Origin of the sequence: Burkholderia sp. ABCPW 111, from assembly GCF_000773065.1 — a bacterium.
Taxonomy (GTDB): Bacteria; Pseudomonadota; Gammaproteobacteria; order Burkholderiales; family Burkholderiaceae; genus Burkholderia; species Burkholderia savannae.
The window spans coordinates 1-22,435 of the sequence record NZ_JPWT01000086.1 but is presented as its reverse complement, the minus strand read 5'-3'; the positions used below and the strand labels follow the sequence as shown (position 1 = coordinate 22,435).

The 22,435-nt window shown below is 68.3% G+C and carries 17 protein-coding genes; 12 read left to right on the top strand and 5 right to left on the bottom strand.

All coding sequences use genetic code 11. From position 1 onward, the window contains the following. Window positions 1–523 precede the first annotated feature (523 nt). The 3 genes from X946_RS19970 to X946_RS19960 all read left to right on the top strand — a co-directional run bounded on the left by X946_RS19970 (window position 524) and on the right by X946_RS19960 (window position 3,379). Entirely contained in the window at window positions 524–1,588 is a 1,065-nt protein-coding gene (locus tag X946_RS19970) for a glycosyltransferase family 4 protein (RefSeq protein ID WP_038751104.1), read from the top strand. 299 nt (window positions 1,589–1,887) lie between these two features. Continuing rightward, window positions 1,888–2,862: a hypothetical protein gene (locus X946_RS19965; RefSeq protein WP_038751102.1), complete on the top strand. Its 975-nt coding sequence runs from the start codon at window positions 1,888–1,890 to the stop codon at window positions 2,860–2,862. Between the two features lie 55 nt (window positions 2,863–2,917). Continuing rightward, window positions 2,918–3,379: a DUF2214 family protein gene (locus X946_RS19960; protein WP_081989859.1), complete on the top strand. Its 462-nt coding sequence runs from the start codon at window positions 2,918–2,920 to the stop codon at window positions 3,377–3,379. Between the two features lie 144 nt (window positions 3,380–3,523). On the opposite strand, the gene X946_RS19955 is transcribed toward X946_RS19960, so the two are convergent. From X946_RS19955 to pdxY, 4 genes are all read right to left on the bottom strand, one after another. Then, a complete protein-coding gene (locus X946_RS19955) occupies window positions 3,524–4,696 on the bottom strand; it encodes an NAD(P)/FAD-dependent oxidoreductase (protein ID WP_038751101.1) in 1,173 nt (390 codons plus the stop codon). A 98-nt stretch (window positions 4,697–4,794) separates the two neighbouring features. Continuing rightward, entirely contained in the window at window positions 4,795–5,943 is a 1,149-nt protein-coding gene (locus tag X946_RS19950) for a branched-chain amino acid ABC transporter substrate-binding protein (protein ID WP_038751099.1), read from the bottom strand. Between the two features lie 914 nt (window positions 5,944–6,857). Continuing rightward, window positions 6,858–8,960: a phosphocholine-specific phospholipase C gene (locus X946_RS19945; protein WP_038751097.1), complete on the bottom strand. Its 2,103-nt coding sequence runs from the start codon at window positions 8,958–8,960 to the stop codon at window positions 6,858–6,860. Window positions 8,961–9,617: 657 nt separating this feature from the next. After that, complete coding sequence (pdxY, locus tag X946_RS19935) at window positions 9,618–10,481, bottom strand: pyridoxal kinase PdxY (protein ID WP_038751093.1); 864 nt, start codon at window positions 10,479–10,481, stop codon at window positions 9,618–9,620. Window positions 10,482–10,708: 227 nt separating this feature from the next. On the opposite strand from pdxY, the gene X946_RS19930 reads away from it, so the two are divergent. Then, window positions 10,709–11,935, top strand: a complete 1,227-nt coding sequence (locus X946_RS19930; RefSeq protein ID WP_394335870.1) for an alpha/beta fold hydrolase — start codon at window positions 10,709–10,711, stop codon at window positions 11,933–11,935. Between the two features lie 423 nt (window positions 11,936–12,358). On the opposite strand, the gene X946_RS19925 is transcribed toward X946_RS19930, so the two are convergent. Further along, on the bottom strand, window positions 12,359–13,369 hold the full coding sequence (locus X946_RS19925; RefSeq protein ID WP_038751089.1) for an LLM class flavin-dependent oxidoreductase: 1,011 nt from the start codon (window positions 13,367–13,369) through the stop codon (window positions 12,359–12,361). A gap of 673 nt (window positions 13,370–14,042) precedes the next feature. Here X946_RS19925 and hpnI point away from each other — a divergent pair. From hpnI to X946_RS19885, 8 genes are all read left to right on the top strand, one after another. After that, a complete protein-coding gene (hpnI, locus tag X946_RS19920) occupies window positions 14,043–15,221 on the top strand; it encodes a bacteriohopanetetrol glucosamine biosynthesis glycosyltransferase HpnI (protein WP_038751087.1) in 1,179 nt (392 codons plus the stop codon). A 122-nt stretch (window positions 15,222–15,343) separates the two neighbouring features. Continuing rightward, window positions 15,344–16,765 (top strand): hopanoid biosynthesis associated radical SAM protein HpnJ, encoded by a 1,422-nt coding sequence (hpnJ, locus tag X946_RS19915; protein ID WP_038751085.1) that lies wholly within the window; start codon window positions 15,344–15,346, stop codon window positions 16,763–16,765. 3 nt (window positions 16,766–16,768) lie between these two features. Next, a complete protein-coding gene (gene hpnK, locus X946_RS19910) occupies window positions 16,769–17,656 on the top strand; it encodes a hopanoid biosynthesis-associated protein HpnK (RefSeq protein WP_038751083.1) in 888 nt (295 codons plus the stop codon). Next, a complete protein-coding gene (locus X946_RS19905; protein WP_038751081.1) occupies window positions 17,653–18,699 on the top strand; it encodes a lysylphosphatidylglycerol synthase domain-containing protein in 1,047 nt (348 codons plus the stop codon). The genes hpnK and X946_RS19905 overlap by 4 nt, the downstream gene beginning before the upstream one ends. A gap of 496 nt (window positions 18,700–19,195) precedes the next feature. Then, window positions 19,196–19,756 (top strand): outer membrane protein assembly factor BamE domain-containing protein, encoded by a 561-nt coding sequence (gene bamE, locus X946_RS19900; protein WP_038751139.1) that lies wholly within the window; start codon window positions 19,196–19,198, stop codon window positions 19,754–19,756. Between the two features lie 868 nt (window positions 19,757–20,624). Then, window positions 20,625–21,314 (top strand): ABC transporter permease, encoded by a 690-nt coding sequence (locus X946_RS19895; protein ID WP_038751079.1) that lies wholly within the window; start codon window positions 20,625–20,627, stop codon window positions 21,312–21,314. After that, a complete protein-coding gene (locus X946_RS19890) occupies window positions 21,311–22,024 on the top strand; it encodes an ABC transporter permease (RefSeq protein ID WP_038751077.1) in 714 nt (237 codons plus the stop codon). The genes X946_RS19895 and X946_RS19890 overlap by 4 nt, the downstream gene beginning before the upstream one ends. A 21-nt stretch (window positions 22,025–22,045) precedes the next feature. After that, window positions 22,046–22,435: ATP-binding cassette domain-containing protein (locus tag X946_RS19885; RefSeq protein ID WP_038751076.1), on the top strand; the 390-nt coding region annotated here is incomplete at its 3' end.

Sequence of the window (22,435 nt, the reverse complement as noted above, 5' to 3'; positions counted from 1 at the left end):
GTCCGAACGTCGCGCCGAGAAGCAGGCGAAAGCCGGCATTGTAATCAAGCCGGTGTGTCGCGCTGCCGCCGAGTTGCGTAACGCCGGGGTATGCGACTCATTTTGGGATAAAATTTTGCGCTTCGTGGCGTGTTCCGCTCACCGATCGACGAAAAACCGTCGCGCGCACGGCCTGTCGCCGCGGGGAGCGGGGCAGACGCGACTACTCTAAAACGGTCTTCCTGTCAGAAGATTGGCAAAGTGTTGCGTCTTTGTAACAACGTAAAGACTTTGAAATGTTGTGCGCCGCACTGATCGCGACCCCCGATAATCGACTTCGGGTTTGTCCTTAGGTGTTTTACTGGAACCTGTCAACGGATTTCCCGCTGAAACGTTAACTGCCCGTGCGGTGCGGCCTGCGAGGCGACGCAGCCTCAGTGTCGCGAGCCGGCTCGCCTAGCGTCCAACCGACGTCGCGGCGGCGTTCGGCAGGCGGGCGATCGTCCCGCTGTCTTATTGTTTGCCGATTTTTTAGGAGTTACGCATGCGAATCGCTCAAATCGCTCCGTTGCACGAAGCGGTTCCCCCGAAACTGTACGGCGGTACCGAACGGGTGGTGTCCTATCTGACCGAGGCGCTCGTCGAGATGGGGCATGACGTCACGCTCTTCGCGAGCGGCGATTCGCAGACCTCCGCGAAGCTCGAGGCCGTGTGGCCGCAGGCGCTGCGCCTCGATCCGACGATTCGCGACGTGATGGCGCCGCACATGCTGCTGCTCGAGGAAGTGCGCCGCCGCGCGGACGAGTTCGACGTGCTGCACTTCCACATCGACTACTACCCGTTCCCGCTGTTCTCGCGCCAGCCGGTGCCGCATCTGACGACGCTGCACGGCCGCCTCGACCTGCCGGAACTGCAGCCGATCTTCAACACGTTCAGCGACGTGCCCGTCGTGTCGATCTCCGACAACCAGCGCATTCCGCTTTCGCAGGCGAACTGGCTGCAGACGACCTACCACGGCCTGCCCGAGAACCTGCTGAAGCCGATCCCGGACGTGAAGCCGGGCTACCTCGCGTTCCTCGGCCGCATCTCGCCCGAGAAGCGCGTCGACACGGCGATCCGCATCGCCGAGCAGGCCGGCATGCCGATCAAGATCGCGGCGAAGCTCGACAAGGCAGACCGCGCGTACTACGAGGAAAAGATCAAGCCGCTCTTCTCGCTGCCGCACGTCGAATACATCGGCGAGATCAGCGAGGCGGAGAAGGCCGAGTTCCTCGGCAACGCGCACGCGCTGCTGTTCCCGATCGACTGGCCGGAGCCGTTCGGCCTCGTGATGATCGAAGCGATGGCGTGCGGCACGCCGGTCATCGCGTTCAAGCGCGGCTCGGTGCCCGAAGTGATCGAAAACGGCGTGTCCGGCTTCGTCGTCGAAGACGAGCTGTCGGCCGTCGCCGCCGTCAAGCGCCTGGCCACGCTGCCGCGCGAGCGCGTGCGCGCCGCGTTCGACGCGCGCTTCACGTCGAAGGTGATGGCGCGGAACTACGTGAAGGGCTACGAAGAGTTGCTGCGCCAGAAGCGCCGCACGGTGCTGCGCGAAGTCAACGCGGGCTGACGCGCTTCATGTGCGCCGCGCGCGACGTTGCGCGGCGCAGCGCCGTCGAGCGCCGGAAGTTTGATCGATGCCCCGCCCGGGTCGACCGGGCGGGGCATTTTGCATTCGGGGCCGGTTTTCCGGCCGGCCCGGGGGGCGCACCGCGCGCGCCATCTGTTGTATTCACGCCGCGCCACTGTGTCCGGAAACGACGCAATCCGGCGATTTGCGGCGCACGGGCATCAGTCGACCTAGTAATGTCCCTATAATGGCCGTGCCGTAAAATCGGGCCCCGGCAAGGCCGTCAAGAGGAGAGCGTTTTGGCGAGAACGAAACCCACGCGTGCGAATCCGGCTCCCGGCTCGGGCGTCATTTTCGCGTTGCGAGCCATCGGTCTCGTGTTGCTCGCCCGCTGGCTCTTCTCGATGTCGCTGATGGGCTATCGCGCGTCGCTGTCGGCGATGGCGTCGTCGCCGTGGGCGTGCATCAACGTCGTCCTCATGTTCCTGCTGCTGGTGCTCCCGGGCGCGCAGGCGCGCGCCGAGCGCCCGTTCCATCCGCTTCCGCAGTGGCTGCGCCAGGCGCTGCGCTTCTTCGCGCTGCTCGGCTTCCTGTTTGCCGTGTGGTCGGTCGGCGTGTTCACGTGGGCGGCCGGCTGGCGCCGCGCGCTGCATGCGCTGACGCTCAGCAACGGCTGGCTGCTCGCCGCGCCCGCGCTCTATGCGGCCGTCGTCTGGATGTGCCGGCCGCGCGCGCTGTGGCGCACCAACGTCGCCGCGCGCCGCTATGCGATCGGCCGCTACGCGATCTCGCTCGATACGCTCACGCGCACCGTCGTCGTCTGGATGGAAAGCCGCAAGGTCGGGCAATACGACGCGCGCGAGCTGTCGGTCCGCTGGCCGAACGGGGCCGAGCCGCAGCCGTCCGCTGCGTCTTGTTCCGCCGTGGCGGGCGCCGATGCGCCGGGCGCCGATGTGCCGGTGATCGATGCACCGGCCGCCGTTTCGGGCAGTGACGCCCCGGTCGCCGCCGCGCAACCGGATCTCGCCGCGCAGCCGGGGGCCGCCGCGCCGGCCGCGCCCGCCGCGCCGCCTGCGTCGACGAAAACGCCGTCGTCGGCGCGGCCCGCGCCGCCCACGGGCGGACGGTTCGCGCGGCCGAAGCTCGAGCTGCTGTGGGATTCGCCCGCCGCAGTCGGCCATAACCGCCAGATCGTGATGCGCACGCCGCTCGCGACGGAAGGAGACCGCGTCGCGGCGCGTGCGCTTGACGCATCGCTCAAGCAGGTCGCGTGACGCCGGCGGGCCGGCTCGCGCCGCCGCGTCCGCCTGGCCGACACAAGGAGGACCGATGCTGACCGTTCGATGGTTGCTCGCCGCCGTCCATTTGCTCGCATTCGGTTTCGCGCTCGCGTCGATCGCCGCGCGCAACCGTGCGCTCAAGCGCGTCGCCGCGTCGCGGCAGTCCGCCGATCTGCCCGACGTGTTCAGAGCCGACGCGATCTGGGGCGTGTCCGCGCTCGTGCTGATCACGACGGGCATCGTCCGCGCGTTCGGCGGCTTCGAGAAGGGCGGCGAATACTATCTGCACGCGCCGCTCTTTCATCTGAAAATGGGCGCGCTCGCGCTGATCCTCGTGCTCGAACTGATTCCGATGACGGGCCTCATCCGCTGGCGCGTGACCGCGCGGCGCGGGATGCTGCCGGATCTCGCGCGCGCGCCCGCGTACGCGCGGATCGGCCACGTGCAGGCGATGCTTGTCGTCGCGATCGTGTTCGCGGCGGCCGGGATGGCGCGCGGCGTCGGATTCTGACGCGCCGCAGGCGACGCATGGGGGTGTGTGCGCGCCTGCGCGAATGAGGGGGCGGGCGCCGCTGCATCGCGGCACGCGTCGCCGCCGAGCTCGTTCGCGGCTTGCGCATGCGTCGCGCTCGCGGCGCCTCGGGCGCGTCTTCCGTCAAACGACGTTCTTCTCGACGATCGGCCGGCCTTCCAGCACGCGCTCGAAGCCGAGCGGCGACAAATCGAGCGAATCGTACCGTCCGAGCGCGATCAGCTCCGCGACGCCGCGCCCCGTCGCCGGCCCCTGCTGCAGCCCGTGCCCCGAGAAGCCGTTCGCGAAGATGCAGTTGTCGACGTCCGGATGCGGCCCGATGATCGCGTTCTGGTCGAGCACGTTGTACTCGTAATAGCCGGACCAGCTGCGCGCGACCCGCAGCGCCTCGAACTGCGGCACGCGGTGCGCGAGGGTCGGCCAGATCAGCTCGTCGAAGAGCGCGTGGTCGACGTCGTCGAGCGGCAGATCGTCGAAGTCGCGCTCGGGCGGCGGCGCCGCGCCGCAGATGAACGACGCGCCTTCCGGCCGGAAATAGACGCCGCTCGGATCGATGACGAGCGGGCAGCGCGGCAGCACGGCGGGCGACGTCACGTTGAAGATGCTGCGGCGGCGCGCGTGAACGGGCAGGTCGACGCCGACGAGCGCCGCGATCGAGCGCGCCCACGGGCCGGCCGCGTTGACCATCGCGTCGCAGTCGAACGCGCGGCCGTCGGCCGTCAGCAATTGCGTGACGCGCCGCCCGTCGACGCGCGCGCCCGTCACGTCGGCGCTCACGTATTGCGCGCCGAGCGCGCGCGCCTTCCGGCGCAGCGCCTGCACGAGCCCGTAGCCGTCGAACCATCCTTCGCCGCGCTCGCCGTAGCAGCCGGCGGCGAGATCGTCGGCGTGCAGCCATGGAAACGTCGCGGCGAGCGCGTCGCGCGGCAGATAGCGGATTTGCGCGCCGAGCGACGTCTGCAGCGCGTGGTTCTCGCGCAGCGTCGCGTCGCCCGCGGGCGTCGCGAGAAACAGGTAGCCGCCTTCGTGCAGATCGATCGATGGGCGCTCGCCGTCCACCGCGAGCCGCTCGCCGAGCGAGCGCAGGAATTCGATTCCGAAGAGCGACATCCGGATCGACAGCGGCGTCGAGAACTGCTGGCGGATCGACGCCGCGGACAGCGCGGACGACGCGCGCGCATACGTTGGATCGCGCTCGATCACGGTCACGGAGATGCCCGGATCGAGCGTGCGCAGGAAATAGGCGGTCGCGCTGCCGATGACGCCGCCGCCGACGATGACGACATTCGAATGCATCGAAACTCCAAGGCAAAGGCGCGATGCGCGCCGGTCGGGAAAAAGGCCGCGCGCGTGCAGCGCGTCGCGTGCGGCCCGCCGAATTCAGGGGCGGCCGATCAGCCCCCCTTCGTGACGATCGTCTGCCATGCGCCGTTTTTCACCTGATAGAGCGTCGACATCCCGCTCTTGAGCGATCCGTCGCCGCCGAACGCGATGCGCCCGGTGATGCCCTCGAAGTCGATCTTCTTCAGCGCGGGCTGATACGCGCCCGGCTCGGTCGAGCCCGCCGCCTGCATCGCCCTGATCGCGGCCCACGTCGCGTCGTAGCCGAATTGCGCGTACGACAGCACGTCGACGCCGAAGCGCTTCTTGAAGCGCGCCTCGAAATCCTTGCCCTGCGGCAGCTGGTCGAGCGGCCGGCCGTATTCCCACGCCATCGCGCCTTCGGCCGCCGGGCCCGCGATCTTGATGAATTCGGCGTCCTTCACGCCGCCGCCGCCGACGAATTGCGCGGCGAGGCCGAGCTGCTTCATCTGCTTGATGAAATTCGCCGCGAGCGAATCGAGGCCGCCGAAGAAGATCAGATCGACGTTCTTGCTCTTGAGGCTGGTGATCTGCGCGCGGAAGTCGACTGCCTGGTTGCTCGTGTATTCGCGCGCGACGATCGCGCCGCCTGCGGCCTTCACCGCCTTGTCGAATTCGTCGGCTTCGCCCTGGCCGAACGCGGTGCGGTCGTCGACGATCGCGATCCGCTTGGCCTTCGACACGTCGATCGCGTAGCGGCCCGCGTTGCCCGCGTTCTGGCCGTCGGTCGCGATCACCATGAACACGTTCGCGAGCCCGCGCGACGTGATGACGGGATTCGTCGCGGCCGGATCGATGACGGGGACGCCCGCCTTGTCGTAGACGACCGATGCGGGAATCGTCGTGCCCGAATTGAAGTGGCCGACGACGACCGACACCTTCTTGTCGACGAGGCTCTGCGCGGCCTGCACGCCGATCCGCGGATCGGCCTGATCGTCCTCGACGACGAGCTCGAAGCGCGCGGGCTTGCCGGCGATCTTGATCTTCTGCGCGCGGGCGTCGTCGATCGCGAGCTGCACGCCGTTTTGCAGATCCTTGCCGTAGCCCGCGTTGACGCCCGTGAGCGGCGCGGCGAAACCGATCTTGACGGGCGTGTCGTCGGCGGCGCGCGCGGCGCCGGTTGCGCCGCACGCGAGCGCGGCGGCGAGGGCGAGGGAGGACAGGGGCGAGCGGAGTCTCATGTTCTTTCCTTGTAGGCGATGCGCGAACGGGACGCGAGTGGCGCGGATGCACGAAGCCCGCGTCGCGGCCGGCGGGTCGGCTCGGCGCGGCGAAGCTGGCTTTCCGATTTATAGAAGGCCAAATTGGGCGAGTCTTGTCGATTTGCGGCGCATCGGATGCGGATTTGCGCATAGCCGCGCGACGGCGGGCGCGGGCGGGAAATGGCGGGGAAGCCTCGATTCCGCAGACTGTTGGCGACTGGCGCCGCGCTTGCGTGCGTGCGGGTGAGCGGCGCATTGCGGCAGAAGGCGGCGAGGCGGCGCCCGGCGGCCGTGAGCGGGCGGAGGGGAGGGTGATCGAAAGAACGGCGGATGGGCCGCTCGCAGGTTGCGCTTCGCGCAAACGGGGCGATGCTCGATGCCGGCGAACGGCGAACGGCGAACGGCGAACGGCGAACGGCGAACGGCGAACGGCAAACGGCGAACGGCGAACGGCGAACGGCGAACGATGAGCAGCACGCAGAGAGCGGAAAACGGAAGGCGGGAGAAACAGAAAGACGGGAGCGGAAGCGCGGCAAGCGGAAACCGATGTGATCGCGGATGCAGCGAGTGCGCGCCGTCGACGAAGAAGGTACGGCCCACCGTTCTCGCCGCTCGATGCGATTCCGATTTCGTGCGACGGTTCGCCTGCGCGCAACCGATCGGTCGTCACGCAACGCAACCCAACGCGACGCGACGCAACGCAACGCAACGCAATCAGGTGCGACGCGCCGTGCCGCGCGCGTCGCGCCCCGTGTTTCTCGTAACCGTTCGGCCGCCGCCGCGCGATCACGCCGCCGTGCGAGCGCCCGTCGCGCAACGGCGCGATCGCCGGCGCGCGTTGCGCTCGCCGCGCGCACCGCCGAAGCGGCGCGCGCGAGCGTGCGCGTCGACGCTCAGACCGTCGCGATCAGCGGATCGCTCGTGCTCGGCCGGCCCGTCTCGACGTGCCCCGCGAAGCGGCGCAGGAAGCCGTTCGGCGCGCCGTCGGAGACGGTGAGGTCGTACCAGCTGTGGCTGTCGCGCAGATCCCAGTAGTCGTTGATCCGCTGGCCGGGCTTGAGCTCGTAGACGCGCGGGCTGTCGTTGCCGTACGCGTTCGTCACCGTGAGCCGCACCGTCGCGCGGCCGCGGTTCGACAGGCGCAGCGTGACGTTGCCGTTCGCGACGTCGTAGCCGTAGATCACTTCCGGGTTCGCGGCGAGGCCGAGCGCCGCGGCGGTCGAGCCGCGGAACTGGCACAGGAAGCCGTTCGGGCCGTAGACGGTCAGGTCGTAGATGCTCAGCGTGAGCGCCGTGCTCCACTCATCGGACAGGCGCTTGTGCGCGTCGACCGTGTACGCCCACGGGCCGTCGGGGCGATTGCCGGCCGTCACCTGGAACGACGCGCCCGCGCGGCCCGTGTTCGCGAAGGTCAGCTTGAACTTGCCGGTCGACTTGTCGATGCGGCCGAGCACGAAGAGCTCGTACGGCAGCGCGCGCGCGGCGCGCAGGCCCGCTTCCTGTTTCGGCATCGATTGCGCGACGGGCGGCACCGGCACGTAGCTCGGATGGCGATTGCGATCGGGCGGCGCGTAGGCGCTCGTGTCGGGCAACTGCGGCCAGCTGTCGTCGGGGCTCGCGAAGTTGAACGCGGACGTGAGGTCGCCGCACACCGTGCGGCGCCACGGCGTCACGTTCGGCGCGCGCACCGAATAGCGATCGTTGAAGCGCGCCTCGACGAATTGCAGCAGCGACGTGTGATCGAACGTCTGCGAGCAGACCCAGCCGCCCTTCGTCCACGGCGACACGACGAGCATCGGCACGCGCGGCCCGAGCCCGTACGGCCCGGCCATGTGCGTCGCGTCGCCCGGGAAGATCTCGCCCGCCGCCGACACCGTCGACAGCCCGTTGTCGCGCGATTGCGGCGCGAACGGCGGCGCGACGTGATCGAAGAAGCCGTCGTTTTCGTCGTACGTGATGAAGAGCGCGGTCTTGCTCCACACGTCCGGATTCGACGTCAGCGCCTTCAGCACCTGCTCGACGTACCATGCGCCGTAGTTCGCCGGCCAGTTCGGGTGTTCGGAATACGCTTCCGGCGCGCAGATCCACGACACCTGCGGCAGCGTGCCGTTCTTCACGTCCTGCTGCAGCACGTCGAAGAGGGTGCCGCCCGCGCTGACGTTGGTGCCCGTGCGGGCCTTGTCGTACAGCGGCGTGCCCGGCTGCGCGTTGCGGTACTGGTTGAAGTAGAGGAGCGAGTTGTCGCCGTAGTTGCCGATGTACGGATTCTGCGTCCAGCCCCACGAGCCCGCCGCGTCGAGGCCCGTGCCGACGTCCTGATAGATTTTCCACGACACGCCCGCCTGCTCGAGCGTCTCCGGATACGTGCTCCAGCCGTAGCCTTTCTCCTCGTTGCCGAGCACGGGGCCGCCGCCCGCGCCGTCGTTGCCGACGTAGCCGGTCCACATGTAGTAGCGGTTCGGATCGGTCGAGCTCGGGATCGAGCAGTGGTACGCGTCGCAGATCGTGAACGCGTCGGCGAGCTGGTAGTGGAACGGAATGTCGTCGCGCTCGAGGTACGCCATCGTCGTCGTCCCCTTGTTCGCGATCCAGCGGTCGTAGCGGCCCTTGTTCCAGGCGCCGTGCATGTCCTGCCAGCCGTGCGGCAGATCCTGCAGGAACTGCATGCCGAGATTCGACGCGTCCGGATGGAACGGCGGCAGCTCGGCCGGGCCGAGGAGCATCGGTTGATGGAACACCGACTTGCCGTTCTGCATCACGAGCGGGCGCGGATCGCCGAAGCCGCGCACGCCGCGCAGCTTGCCGAAGTAATGGTCGAACGAGCGGTTTTCCTGCATCAGGATCACGATGTGCTCGATGTCGCGGATCGTGCCGGTGCGGCGGTTCGCGGGAATCGCGAGCGCTTCGCGGATCACGGGCGGAAAGAGCTGCAAGGCGGCGGCGCCCGCCGTGCCGGCGGCGAGGCGCAGAAAGTCGCGGCGATTCTGATTGGTCATGTTGTCGCTTCCTTGTCTGGAGTGGGGCGAGACCGCCGGAGCGGCAGCGGCCGAAGGGGAGTTGGTCGCGATGCGTGATGCCGTCTTGCGCGGCAGCGCCGCCGCGCAACGCCGCCGGGAGGATATCGGGGAAACGGTGTCATCCGGATGAACGTGCGCCGGTGCGCATGCGGATGCCGTGTCGCGCGCGCGAGCGCGACGGCGCTCGCCGGCGCGGCGAGACGGGCGCAGGGGGGCCGGCGAGATTTCGTCGTGTGGCGCGAGCGGGCCCGCGACGCGCGCGGCCGACGTCTCGACGAAGGCGCGCGCGCCGATTGCAGCGGTGGCCGCGAGGAAGGTGGTTGCGGTGAGGTTGAGGGTGAAGGCGACGGCAACTGCGACAGCGGAAACAGCGGAAACAGCGGAAACAGCGGAAACAGCGGAAACAGCGGAAACAGCGGAAACAGCGGAGACAGCGGAGACAGCGGAGACGGCGGAGACGGCAGAGACAGCGAGGACAGCGAGGACAGCGAGGACAGCGAGGACAGCGAGGACAGCGAGAGCGGAGAGAGCGGCGAGAGCGGCGAGAGCGGCGAGAACCCCCCACGCGGCGGCGTCCGGTGCAAAAGCGCGCGACGGAGCGTGCGGGTCAACACGCGGACGGGTGCGCGCGCCGCATCAATCCGCGCCCGTGACCCAGGCGCCGAACCACTCGCTCGGCTGCGCGATTTCGTCCTGCGCGGCGACGAGCTCGAGCTCGTAGCGCCGCGCGTCGTAGGTCGCCTTCACGACCGCATGCACGGCGGCGAGCGTGTGCTCGAACGCGGCGCGCACGCTGTCGCCGCGCAGCCGCCGCGCGACGAAGACCGCGCTCGTCAGGTCGCCGACGCCGACCGGATGCCGCGGAAACGCATACAGCGGGCGCTGGCCGATCCACGCTTCGGTTTCGGTGACGACGAGCATGTTGAAACGGTCGGCAGGGCTGTTGCGGTCGTGCAGATGCTTGACGAGGATCACCTGCGGGCCGCGGCGAATGATCGAGCGGCACGCGTCGACCGCCTCCGCGACCGTCTCGACGCGCTTTCCGGCGAGCTTCTGCAGTTCGCCGTGATTGGGCGCCATGCCGTCCGCGAGCTCGGGCAACTCGGCGACGATGAACTCCTCGACGCCGGGCTCCGGGCGGATGCCGCCCGTCTGGCCCATCGCGGGATCGCAGAAGTACCACGCATTCGGGTTCGTCGCCTTCACGGTGCGCACGATCTCGACGGCCGCGCGCGCCTGCGCGGGCGAGCCGAGGAAGCCCGAGAGGACCGCGTCGCAGCGCTTGAGCGCGCCGATCGCCGCGATGCCGTCGACGAGCTGCTCCATCTTCGCCGCGTCGATCGCGCTGCCCGCCCAATGACCGTACTGCATGTGGTTCGACAACTGCACGGTGTTGAGCGGCCAGACGTTGACGCCGAGCCGTTGCATCGGAAACACCGCGGCGCTGTTGCCCGCATGGCCGTAGATGACGTGCGACTGAATGCTGAGGACGTTTTTCATGATCGAGTGTGCCTGCGCGCGGCGGGCTCGTCGGACTACGTCGAACGATACATGACTTTTCCGCATTCGCGGAAACATCTGGTAATACAGTAACGAGGGTGTCGTCAACCCGTCGAAAGTAAAATTGCGTGCGGCCCGCGCGAATGTCCGGCCGGCCGTTTCCTTCTCTCTTCTCGGCTTCGATGATGTTCCAGATTCGCATAATGCGGTTCGCGCGGCTCGCCGCGATGTCCGCGGCCGCCGCGGTGACGGCGATGCCGCAAGCGCCGGCGTGCGCAAGCACGCCGGTCGTCGCGGGCGCGCCGTCGGCACGCGCATCCGCGCCGTCGGCGGCCGTTGCGGGCGTCGTCCCGGGCGCTGCTTTGGCCACGGCTTCGGGCGCCGCATCGGCCACGACCTCGGCCGCGACCTCGGCTACGCCGCAAGCCGGCGCGGCGTCCGCCGTCGCCGCGCCGGCGAGCGCCGCCGCGCGCGCGAAGGGCGACGGCCCGGCGTACGGCGCGGAGCTCGAGGGCTTCGCGTATGCGTATCCGGTGCATCGCTACGCGTTCACGTCGCAGCGCGAAACGCTGCAGATGGCGTACCTCGACGTGCTCCCCAGGCGCCCGAACGGCCGCACCGTCGTGCTGCTGCACGGGAAGAACTTCTGCGCGGGCACCTGGGAGCAGACGATCGACGTGCTCGCGAAGGCGGGCTACCGCGTCGTCGCGCCCGACCAGATCGGCTTTTGCAAGTCGACGAAACCCGCGCGCTATCAGTACAGCTTCCAGCAGCTCGCGCACAACACGCACGCGTTGCTCGAATCGATCGGCGTGAAGGAGGCGACGATCGTCGGTCACTCGACGGGCGGCATGCTCGCGGTGCGCTACGCGCTGATGTACCCGAAGGACACGCAGCAGCTCGTGCTCGTCAACCCGATCGGCCTCGAGGACTGGAAGGCGCTCGGCGTGCCGCCGCTGTCAGTCGACTACTGGTACGCGCGCGAGCTGAAAACGACCGCGGACGGCATTCGCCGCTACGAGCAGCGCACGTACTACGCGGGCGGGTGGTCGCCCGCCTACGAGCGCTGGGTACAGATGCTTGCTGGCATGTATCGCGGGCCGGGGCGCGACGCCGTCGCGTGGAACTCGGCGCTCGTCTACGACATGATCCTCACGCAGCCGGTCGTCTACGAATTCGGCGCGATCACGGTGCCGACGCTGCTCCTCATCGGCGACAAGGACACGACCGCGATCGGCAAGGACGTCGCGCCGCCCGACGTGCACGCGAGGCTCGGCCATTATCCGGCGCTCGCGAAGCGCGCGCAGGCGGCGATTCCGGGCGCGGTGCTCTACGAATTTCCGGCGCTCGGCCACGCGCCGCAGATCCAGGACCCGGCGACTTTCCACAAGGCGCTGCTCGACGGGCTCGCGGACGCGAGGCCCGCGCACGCGGCGCGCGCGCCAAGCGAATAGGCGCGACCGCCGGAAGGCGGCGTGGCAGGGCGGGGCGGACGGCGGACCGGGGGGCGCGCGTGGCTCGTCCTGTTCGCGTTCGCGGCGGATTCGGCGGTCGTTCGTCGGCCGCTTTGTTGGCACTTTCGTGCACGAAGATACGCGCGTTGCCGACAGATGTATCGTCGTTGCCGCATCCGCATCCGCATCCGCATCCGCATCCGTGGGCGTAGCCGGAGCAAGATCCGCAGCAATAGCGGCATCTGCGTCAGCGGCGACGTTACCGATGACGACGCCGACGCCGGCGCTGATATCGCATCTAGATCTATACCGCCACCGCCACCGCCACCGCCACCGCTGCCATCGCCATCGACATCGCCATCGACATCGACATCGACATCGACATCGACATCGACATCGACATCGCGCCGCCGCGCCTCCCCATCAACCCGCGACCTCGTCGCGAAGCGCGTCGCGCACCTGCGCGGCGATCTCGTACGAGCGCACCCGCGCGCCGTGATCGTAGATCTGCGCGGCGACGATCAACTCGTCCGCGCCCGTCTGCGCGATCAGCCGGCGCAGCCGCTCGCGCACCGTATCGCGCGAGCCGACCGCCGCGAACGACAGCGCCTGCGCGACGCTCGCGAGCTCCTGCTCGGTCGCGCCGAGCGCATCGAGCGACTCGACGGGCGGCGGCAACTGCCCGGGCGTGCCGCGCCGCAGCTTCAGGAACTGCTGCTGCAGAGACGTGAACAGGCGCCGCGCGTCGTCGTCGGTGTCGGCGGCGAACACGTTCACGCCGACCATCGCATACGGCTTCGCGAGCGCCGCGGACGGCCGGAACTGCGCGCGGTACACGTCGAGCGCGCGCATCAGGTAGTCGGGCGCGAAGTGCGACGCGAACGCGAACGGCAAGCCGAGCATCGCGGCGAGCTGCGCGCTGAAGAGGCTCGAGCCGAGCAGCCAGATCGGCACGTTCAGGCCGGCGCCCGGCACTGCGCGCACGCGCTGGCCCGGGGCGGGCGCGGCGAAGTAGCGCTGCAGCTCGACGACGTCGTCCGGGAACGCATCCGCGCTGCCGATGAGGTCGCGCCGCAGCGCGCGGGCCGTCGTCTGATCGGTGCCGGGCGCGCGCCCGAGGCCGAGATCGATGCGCCCGGGGTACAGCGACGCGAGGGTGCCGAACTGCTCGGCGATCACGAGCGGCGCGTGGTTCGGCAGCATCACGCCGCCCGAGCCGACGCGGATCGTCTGCGTCGCGCCCGCGACGTGGCCGATCACGACCGCGGTCGCGGCGCTCGCGATGCCGGGCATGTTGTGGTGCTCGGCGAGCCAGTAGCGGCGATAGCCGAGGCGCTCGGCGTGGCGGGCGAGGTCGACGGAATGGCGAAACGCCTGTGCGGCGTCGGCGCCGGCGGGAATCGGCGCGAGGTCGAGAACGGAGAACGGGATCATGGCGACGGCGGAACCGATGGCGTAGGGGGACGGAACATGGGCCGACGCGCGTGCGGCGCGGCCCACCGGTGATGCGTGCACACAACAGTTGCCGCTGATTGTGCCAAAGCGCTCCGGATCGCGTCGGCGGCCGAAAGATATCCCTGCCGTCGTCAGGGGCGAGCCGCGGCGTCAACTTGACGCGGAGCGGCGCGAAAGATTGTTCTGTAATAGACTGTAATCGCAAGAAATTTGATGAAATCCGGGACGATTTGGCTCGAATATTTCATCTGGTACAAAAATCCACAGAAACCCTTACGTTTTGGACAGCGTGCTTCCTGCAAAGCGCTTACGCTAAGAGGAGGGCAATTGCGCGGAAATTGATTGCATCTGCGTGGATTTGCCGTTCAGAAACAGTGCTTTTCGGTACGCGCGGCAAGCGCTGCCCGCGCGTCGCTGCTAAAATTCGCGGCCTACACACCAATCGCGCTCACGGATTCCGTTCAATTCTCCCTGCGCTTGCCGCGAAAAGCCGCACGAGGAGCCTCGGGATTGCGGCCGTACGGCCGGTTCCGGTGCGTTGCGCGTCGTTGAAAGTGCAAGTAAGAGGAGTTGGGATCGTGTTCGAATTCGTCCCCGCCGAAGCATCGTGTCCCCGTTTCGCCCGCCGTCCGATCGTTCGGAGGCGAGCGGCATGACGGAATCGCTTTCCATCGTCGGGTGGGTGCTGCTCGCGCTCACCTGCGCATCGTGCGGCTATGCGGTGCTCGCGGCGTTCGCGCCGGCACCGCGCACGCCGCGCACGGCCGTGCGCGACGGCTTCGAGCCCGTCAGCGTGCTGAAGCCGCTGTGCGGGGCGGAGCCGCATCTGTACGAAAATCTCGCGACCTTCTGCGAGCAGCGGCATCCGCGCTACCAGTTGCTGTTCGGCGTCGCGTCGGCGGCCGATCCGGCCATCGCCGTCGTGCGGCGGCTGCAGGCCGATTATCCCGACTGCGACATCGAGCTCGTGATCGACGCGCGCGTGTACGGCTCGAACCTGAAGGTCAGCAACCTCGTCAATCTCGCCGAGCGCGCGCGCCACGGCCGCATCGTGATCGCCGACAGCGACATCGCGGTCGAACCCGATTATCTGACGCGCGTGACCGCGCCGCTCGCCGATGCGTCGGTGGGCGTCGTCACTTGCCTGTATCATGCGCGCAGCGTCGGCGGCTTCTGGACGCGGATCGGCGCGCAATTCGTCGATGCGTGGTTCGCGCCGTCGGTGCGGATCACCCACCTCGGCGGGTCGAGCCGCTTCGGATTCGGCGCGACGCTCGCGTTGACGCGCGCGACGCTCGATGCGATCGGCGGCTTCAAGGCGCTGAAGGACGAACTCGCGGACGACTACTGGCTCGCCGAGCTGCCGCGTCGGCTCGGGCTGCGCACGGTGCTCTCCGAGGTGAACGTGGCGACCGACGTCGCGGAGCCGTCGTTCGCGCCGCTCTGGCTGCGCGAGACGCGCTGGCTGCGCACGATCCGCTCGCTGAATCCGGCGGGTTTCGCTTTCCTGTTCATCACGTTCACCGCGCCGTGGCTCGCGGCCGGCGCGGCGCTCGCGGCGTGGCTCGGCCCGGCGTCGGCGGCGGGTGCCACGGCCGGCGCGGCCGCCGCGATCGGCACGCTCGCGCGGCTCGCGCTGCATGCGCGCGGCTCGGCCGGCTGGCGTGCGTTCTGGCACGATTTGCCGCTCGTGCCGGTGCGCGACGCGCTGCTCGCGCTCGAGTGGCTCGTCGCCGCGTTCGGCACGCAGGTCGTGTGGCGGGGCGCCAGGATGACGGTCGTCGGCGGCGACGCGCGCGCGACCGTCGTCGAAGCGGGCGACGGGCGCTGAAGGGCGCGCGACACGGCGCGACACATATACGGGATGCGCGGGCGGCCACGGGCCGCCCGCGGTTTTCGAAACATTTGTACTGGAACGAATTGATATCTATGCAGCAGGCTACCGGAGCATTCATGAAAACGCTGTTCTTGCAGGCACCGTCGTACGACGGCTTCGACGGCGGCGCGGGCTCCCGCTATCAGGCAAAGCGCGAGATCCGGTCCTTCTGGTATCCGACGTGGCTCGCGCAGCCGGCCGCGCTCGTGCCGGGCAGCCGCGTGCTCGACGCGCCGGCCGACAGCCTGTCGGTCGAAGACACGCTCAAGATCGCGAAGGACTACGATCTCGTGATCATCCACACGAGCACGCCGTCGTTCCCGACCGACGCGATGTTCGCGGAAGACCTGAAGAAGATGAAGCCGTCGATGCTCGTCGGCATGGTCGGCGCGAAGGTCGCGGTCGATCCGCACAACTCGCTCACCGCGACGGAAGCGATCGATTTCGTGTGCCGCGAGGAGTTCGACTACACCTGCAAGGATATCGCCGAAGGCAAGCCCTTCGCCGAGATTCTCGGCATGAGCTACCGCGCGAAGGACGGCTCGATCGAGCACAACGGAGCGCGTCCGATGATCGAGAACATGGACGAGCTGCCGTTCGTCGCGCCCGTCTACAAGCGCGACCTGAAGATCGACAACTATTTCATCGGCTATCTGAACTACCCGTACGTGTCGATCTACACGGGCCGCGGCTGCCGCTCGAAGTGCACGTTCTGCCTGTGGCCGCAGACGGTGGGCGGCCACCGCTACCGCGTGCGCTCGGTCGAGAGCGTGCTCGCGGAAGTGAAGTGGATTCGCGACAACATGCCGGAAGTGAAGGAAATCATGTTCGACGACGACACCTTCACCGACTTCAAGCCGCGCGTCGAGGAGATCGCGCGCGGGCTCGGCAAGCTCGGCGTCACGTGGTCGTGCAACGCGAAGGCGAACGTGCCGTATTCGACGCTGAAGATCATGAAGGAAAACGGGCTGCGCCTGCTGCTCGTCGGCTACGAGTCGGGCGACGACCAGATCCTCTTGAACATCAAGAAGGGCTTGCGCACCGACATCGCGCGCCGCTTCAACGAGGATTGCAAGAAGCTCGGCATCAAGATCCACGGCACCTTCATCCTCGGCCTGCCGGGCGAGACGAAGGAAACGATCAAGAAGACGATCGAGTACGCGAAGGAAATCAATCCGCACACGATCCAGGTGTCGCTCGCCGCGCCGTATCCGGGCACGCGCCTGTACAACCAGGCGATCGAGAACGGCTGGATGGAGGAGAACAAGACGATCAACCTCGTCAGCAAGGAAGGCGTGCAGCTCGCGGCGATCGGCTATCCGCACCTGTCGAAGGAAGACATCTACCACGAGCTCGAGCATTTCTACCGCGAGTTCTACTTCCGCCCGTCGAAGATCTGGGAGATCCTGCGCGAAATGCTGACGAGCTGGGACATGATGAAGCGCCGTCTGCGCGAGGGCGTCGAATTCTTCCGCTTCCTGCGCGCGCACGAGGCGTAATCGGTGGCTGCCTCCGACGCGGCGCGGCGCGCGCTGATCTTCACGGCGGACGATTTCGGCCTGCATGAGCGGGTCAATGCCGCCGTCGAGCGTGCGCACCGCGACGGCGTGCTCGCGGCCGCGAGCCTGATGGTCGGCGCGCCGGCCGCGCGCGACGCGATCGAGCGCGCGAAGCGCCTGCCGTCGCTCGCGGTCGGCCTGCACGTCGTGCTCGCCGACGGGCCGGCGACGCTGCCCGCAAGCGAGATTCCCGCGCTCGTCGGCCCCGACGGCCGTTTCGGCGACGCGATGGCGAAGGACGGCTGCCGCTTTTTCTTCCTGCCGCACGTGCGAGCGCAACTGCGCCGCGAGATCCGCGCGCAGTTCGAGGCGTTCGCGGCGACCGGGCTCGCGCTCGATCACGTGAACACGCACAAGCATTTCCATCTGCATCCGACCGTGCTGTCGATGCTCGTCGAGATCGGCCGCGAATTCGGGCTTTCCGCGATGCGGCTGCCGTACGAGCCGTCGACGCCGTTCTGGCTGAAGCCGTGGATCGGGCTCGTGCGCGCGCGGCTCGACCGCGCGGGCATCGCGCACAACGACTACGTGGTCGGCATCGAGCACACGGGCGCGATGGACGAGGCCGTGCTGCTCGACGCGCTCGCGAAGCTGCCGCCGGGCGTCGGCGAGATCTACTCGCATCCGGCGGAGGCGGGCGACGGCCCGATCACGCCGTCGATGCGCGATTACCGGCCGGCCGACGAGCTCGCCGCGCTCCTGTCGCCGCGCGTCGCGGCCGCGGTGCAGGCGGCGGGCGTCGCGTGCGGCGGCTTCGCCGACGTGTTCGGCGATCGCGCGCGTGCGCGCCTGCCGCGCGGCGCGCGGATCACCGGGGCGCAGCCGTCATGATCCGCTGGATCAAATGGCTCGGCTGGCCGATCGGGATCGCGATCCTGCTCGCGCTCGTCGTGCACGAGGGCGTCGGCGACGCCGTCCGCGTGATCGGCCAGGCCGGCTTCGCGCTGCTGTGGCTCGTGCCGTTTCACGGCCTGCCGCTGCTGCTCGACGCGCACGCCTGGCGTTTGCTGCTCGACAAGCGCGCGTCGCTGCCGTTCCTCTGGTGGATCGCGACCGTGCGCGAGGCGGTGAATCGCCTGCTGCCCGTCGTCGGCGTCGGCGGCGAGATCGTCGGCATCCGGCTCGCGCGCTGGCGCGTGCCCGATGCGAGCCGCGTGACGGCGTCGGTGATCGTCGAGGTGCTGGTGACGATCGCCGTTCAGTACGCGTTCGCCGCGCTCGGCCTCGTGCTGCTGCTCGCCGCGACGCAGCAGAGCGTCGGCGCGAAGACGATCGGCGTCGCGCTCGTGCTGTCGCTGCCGATGCCGGTGCTCGCGTTCGCGCTGATGCGGCGCGGCGGTGTCTTCCATGCGATCGAGCGCTTCGCGAGCCGGCTGCTCGGCGATTCGCACAGGCTGCTGCAAGGCGTCGACGGCAAGCGCCTCGACGCCGACATCGACGCGCTGATGTCGCGCGCGGGCCTCTTGTTTCGCGCATTCTTCTGGCAGCTCGCCGGCTACGTGGTCGGCGCGCTCGAAATTTACTGGGCGCTCGCGCTGCTCGGCCATCCGGTGTCGATCGGCGGCGCGATCGCGATCGAGGCGATGACGCAGGCCGTGCGCCACGCGGCGTTCATGGTGCCGGGCGGGCTGGGCGTCCAGGAGGCGACCGTCGTGCTGCTCGCGCAGATGTTCGGCGTCGATCGCGAGGCGGCGCTGTCGCTCGCGCTCGTCAAGCGCGTGCGCGAGCTGCTGTTCGGCGCGCTGGCGCTCGGGTCGTGGCAGCTCGTCGAGCTGTCGCGCACGCGACGGCGGATTCGCAGCCACGCGCGGCGCGCGGCCCGCGTCGCGGCCGCCGAGGCGCGGCGCGAGCGCGAGGTCGAGACGCTGCTGTGAGCGCGTGGTCGGGCGACGCGGCGCTTCCTTTCGGCTGTTGACTCGCCGGGCTGCCGAATCGATCGTCCGAAGGCACGAAGGCACGAAGGCACGAAGGCTCAAAGGCTCAAAGGCTCAAAGGCTCAAAGGCTCAAAGGCTCAAAGGCTCAAAGGCTCAAAGGCTCAAAGGCTCAAAGGGGAGCCGACCGCGCGCACGCTCGGCGGTTCCGCCGGCGATCGTCCGGCCGTGCGGCTAGGGGCGTTGCGATTCTCCTCCTTTCGCGTCGCGAAGCCGGGGCGATTGCCAACCGCGGCTCGCCGCCGAGTGCCGTCTCGACACGGCGCGACACGATGAGAAGCCACGAGAAGCCGTGAGCAGCCGCGAGAAGCGACGCGTCGCGGTGAAACGGACCACACTTCGAGCGCTTCATCGAGTCGCGCTTTCCGCGCACGATGATCGCGGTGCGGTATGCTTGCGCGCGTGTTCGATGTCACGCGCAAGTCGCGCCATTTCCCGATGACGATGTTCCGATTCCGTGTCCTTCCCGTGGCAATGCTCGGCGCGGCGCTCGTGCTCGCCGGCTGCGACGACCAGCAAAGCGAGCAGACCGTGCAGCGATTCAAGGATTTCTTCAACGCGGTCAAGCCCGCGCCGCTGTTCCTCAAGGGCCTCACGCCCGGCGTGACGACGGAGGCCGAGATCCGCGGCCAGATGGGCCGGCCCGAAACCGAGCGCGTCTATACCGACGGCTCGAAGCGTCTCGAATATCCGCGCGGCCCGATGGGCAACGAGACCTACATGGTCGACATCGACGCGAACGGCCGCTTCGTCGCCGCGACGCAGGTGCTGACGGCCGCGAACTTCGCGAAGGTTCGCCCGGGCATGTCGGAGGACGAGGTGCGGCGGCTGCTCGGCAAGCCGACCGAGGTCGCGCGCTATCCGCTCAAGCCGGAGACGGTGTGGAGCTGGCGCTGGCTCGAGGACGGCGTCAATCAGGATGCGTTCTTCAACGCTCATTTCGGGCCGGACGGGCTCGTCTATACGACGTCGCGCTCGGACATCCTGAAGGGGCACTGAGCGTCGAGGCGGGGCTGCGTCGAGGGCGGCCGGCCCCGTGGGGCGTCGGCGCGTGGCCAAATCGGTTCGTATTCGTCCGTCGCGCCTGCGCGTACGCGAACGCAGGCATGTGCGCCGCGTGCGCCCGAGCGCCTGCCGCGCCTTGCCGGCTCTTTGCGGCGCAATGGCCGGTTCGTCGTCATGAGCGGCTTGGCCGATCGCGGACGCTCGCGAGCGCGCTCGCAAAATCTGTCGGCGCTCGGGGTGACTCGCAGGCCGTCGGATTTCTCCTCGGCGCCGGCAGGCACTCGCTGACGCCGGCTTCTCACGGCGTCCTCGCTTCGTCGTCGCTTCGTCCTCGCTTCGTCGTCGCTTCCTCGAGCCATCTCGTCATCTCGCGGCTTTCGCCGCGCGTGCCGGTCAATGCCGCGCAGCGCGGCCGACGACCACTGGCGCTGTCGGCGCGCGTCATTCACGCCTTTCGAGGCCATCCGGAGCCGTTCCAGGCGCTCAGACGCGCTTCGAGGCGCTGCCGACAGTGCCCGACTGGTTGCGAGCGGCTCGAACGCCCGCGAACCCGCTGCCGATCATCGTGCGTCGCCGCGAATCGTCCGCTGCGGCCGCTCGTCCGCGCCCGTCGTCCCTATCGCAAAAGCGACTCGAAACTTACAAAAAAGCTGCGCACGACGCGCGGCCGGCAATGCCCGCCGCCGACGTTTACCCCGCTAAAACAGTGCTGTGCGCGTGCCGCGCGCCGGCGTCGCCGTGATATTGCGGCGCAGCATTGCGCGCCACCGCCATTTGAGCCGATTTTTTTCGCTTGCGACTATCCGCGTCAAACCGGCGCAGCCGTCCGTGCGCCGCTCCCATCACGATCACGGAGACAAGCGTGTTTCTATACGGCTTTGGCCCGCTCATCTGGGCCGGCACCGTGCAGACGATCGAGCTGTCGGTGCTGTCGCTCGCAGCCGCAATCGTGCTCGGCCTCGTCGGCGCGGTGGCGAAGCTCTCGCACAATCGCGCGCTGCGCGCGATGGCGACGGGCTACACGACGCTCATCCGCTCGGTGCCCGATCTCGTGCTGATGCTGCTGCTGTTCTACAGCATTCAGATCTGGCTGAACCAGTTCACCGATCTGATGAACTGGGATCAGATCGACATCGATCCGTTCGTCGCGGGCGTGCTGACGCTCGGCTTCATCTACGGCGCGTACTTCACCGAGACGTTTCGCGGCGCGTTCCTCTCGGTGCCGCGCGGCCAGCTCGAGGCGGGCAGCGCGTACGGGATGAGCGGCATGCGCGTGTTCGTGAGGATCATGTTTCCGCAGATGATGCGCTTCGCGCTGCCCGGCATCGGCAACAACTGGCAGGTGCTCGTGAAGGCGACCGCGCTCGTGTCGATCATCGGCCTGGCCGACGTCGTGAAAGCCGCGCAGGACGCGGGCAAGAGCACGTTCAACATGTTCTTCTTCATCCTCGTCGCGGCGCTCGTGTATCTCGCGATCACGACGGTCTCCAATCTCGTGCTCCGGCAGCTCGAGAAGCGTTATTCCATCGGCGTGAGGCACGCGGAACTATGATCGAGATTCTCCAGGAATTCGGGCGCGCGTTCTTCTACTGGGACGGCCAGCGCATGTCGGGGCTTGCCGTCACGCTGTGGCTGCTCGTCGCGTCGCTCGCGATCGGCTTTGCCTGCGCGGTGCCGCTCGCGGTCGCGCGGGTGTCGAAGAACCGCTGGCTGTCGACGCCCGTGCGCTTCTACACGTACGTGTTTCGCGGCACGCCGCTCTACGTGCAATTGCTCCTCATCTACACCGGGATGTACAGCCTCGCGTTCGTTCGCGATCATGCGTTCCTCGACGCGTTCTTCAGAAGCGGCTTCAACTGCGCGATCCTCGCGTTCGCGCTCAACACCTGTGCGTACACGACCGAGATCTTCGCGGGCGCGATCCGCGCGATCCCGCACGGCGAGGTCGAGGCGGCGCGCGCGTACGGGATGAGCCCGCTCACGATGTACCGCCGGGTGATCCTGCCGTCGTCGCTGCGCCGCGCGCTGCCGCTTTACAGCAACGAAGTGATCCTGATGCTGCATGCGACGACGGTTGCGTTCACGGCGACCGTGCCCGATATCCTGAAGGTCGCGCGCGACGCGAATTCGGCGACGTACATGGCGTTCCAGTCGTTCGGAATCGCCGCGCTGATCTATCTTGCGGTATCGTTCGCACTCGTCGCGGCCTTTCGTCGGGCCGAGCGCCACTGGCTCGCGTATCTCGCGGCCGGCCGTCATTGATTTCACTCCAGGGAGAGCCAGTTGGCAGAGACCACGACCACGACCGCCGCGTGCAAGCTCGAGGCGCGGGACATCCACAAGCGCTACGGCGACAACGAGGTGCTCAAGGGCGTGTCGCTGAACGCGAAGGCGGGCGACGTCATCAGCATCATCGGCGCGAGCGGCTCCGGCAAGAGCACGTTCCTGCGCTGCATCAATTTTCTTGAGCGGCCGAACGCGGGTCAGATCGTCGTCGACGGCGAGACGGTGCGCACGAAGGCCGATCGCGCGGGCAGCCTCGAAGTCGCCGATCACAAGCAGCTGCAGCGGATTCGCACGAAGCTCGCGATGGTGTTCCAGCACTTCAACCTGTGGGCGCACATGAACGTGCTCGAGAACGTGATGGAGGCGCCGGTGCACGTGCTCGGCCTT

Excerpts from the sequence above, each read along its gene's own strand:
- X946_RS19970 (WP_038751104.1), top strand. The coding sequence starts at position 524 with ATGCGAATCGCTCAAATCGCTCCGTTGCACGAAGCGGTTCCCCCGAAA.
- X946_RS19960 (WP_081989859.1), top strand. The coding sequence starts at position 2,918 with ATGCTGACCGTTCGATGGTTGCTCGCCGCCGTCCATTTGCTCGCATTC.
- X946_RS19955 (WP_038751101.1), bottom strand. The coding sequence starts at position 4,696 with ATGCATTCGAATGTCGTCATCGTCGGCGGCGGCGTCATCGGCAGCGCG.
- X946_RS19950 (WP_038751099.1), bottom strand. The coding sequence starts at position 5,943 with ATGAGACTCCGCTCGCCCCTGTCCTCCCTCGCCCTCGCCGCCGCGCTC.
- X946_RS19945 (WP_038751097.1), bottom strand. The coding sequence starts at position 8,960 with ATGACCAATCAGAATCGCCGCGACTTTCTGCGCCTCGCCGCCGGCACG.
- pdxY (WP_038751093.1), bottom strand. The coding sequence starts at position 10,481 with ATGAAAAACGTCCTCAGCATTCAGTCGCACGTCATCTACGGCCATGCG.
- X946_RS19930 (WP_394335870.1), top strand. The coding sequence starts at position 10,709 with ATGTCCGCGGCCGCCGCGGTGACGGCGATGCCGCAAGCGCCGGCGTGC.
- X946_RS19925 (WP_038751089.1), bottom strand. The coding sequence starts at position 13,369 with ATGATCCCGTTCTCCGTTCTCGACCTCGCGCCGATTCCCGCCGGCGCC.
- hpnI (WP_038751087.1), top strand. The coding sequence starts at position 14,043 with ATGACGGAATCGCTTTCCATCGTCGGGTGGGTGCTGCTCGCGCTCACC.
- hpnJ (WP_038751085.1), top strand. The coding sequence starts at position 15,344 with ATGAAAACGCTGTTCTTGCAGGCACCGTCGTACGACGGCTTCGACGGC.
- X946_RS19905 (WP_038751081.1), top strand. The coding sequence starts at position 17,653 with ATGATCCGCTGGATCAAATGGCTCGGCTGGCCGATCGGGATCGCGATC.
- bamE (WP_038751139.1), top strand. The coding sequence starts at position 19,196 with ATGACGATGTTCCGATTCCGTGTCCTTCCCGTGGCAATGCTCGGCGCG.
- X946_RS19890 (WP_038751077.1), top strand. The coding sequence starts at position 21,311 with ATGATCGAGATTCTCCAGGAATTCGGGCGCGCGTTCTTCTACTGGGAC.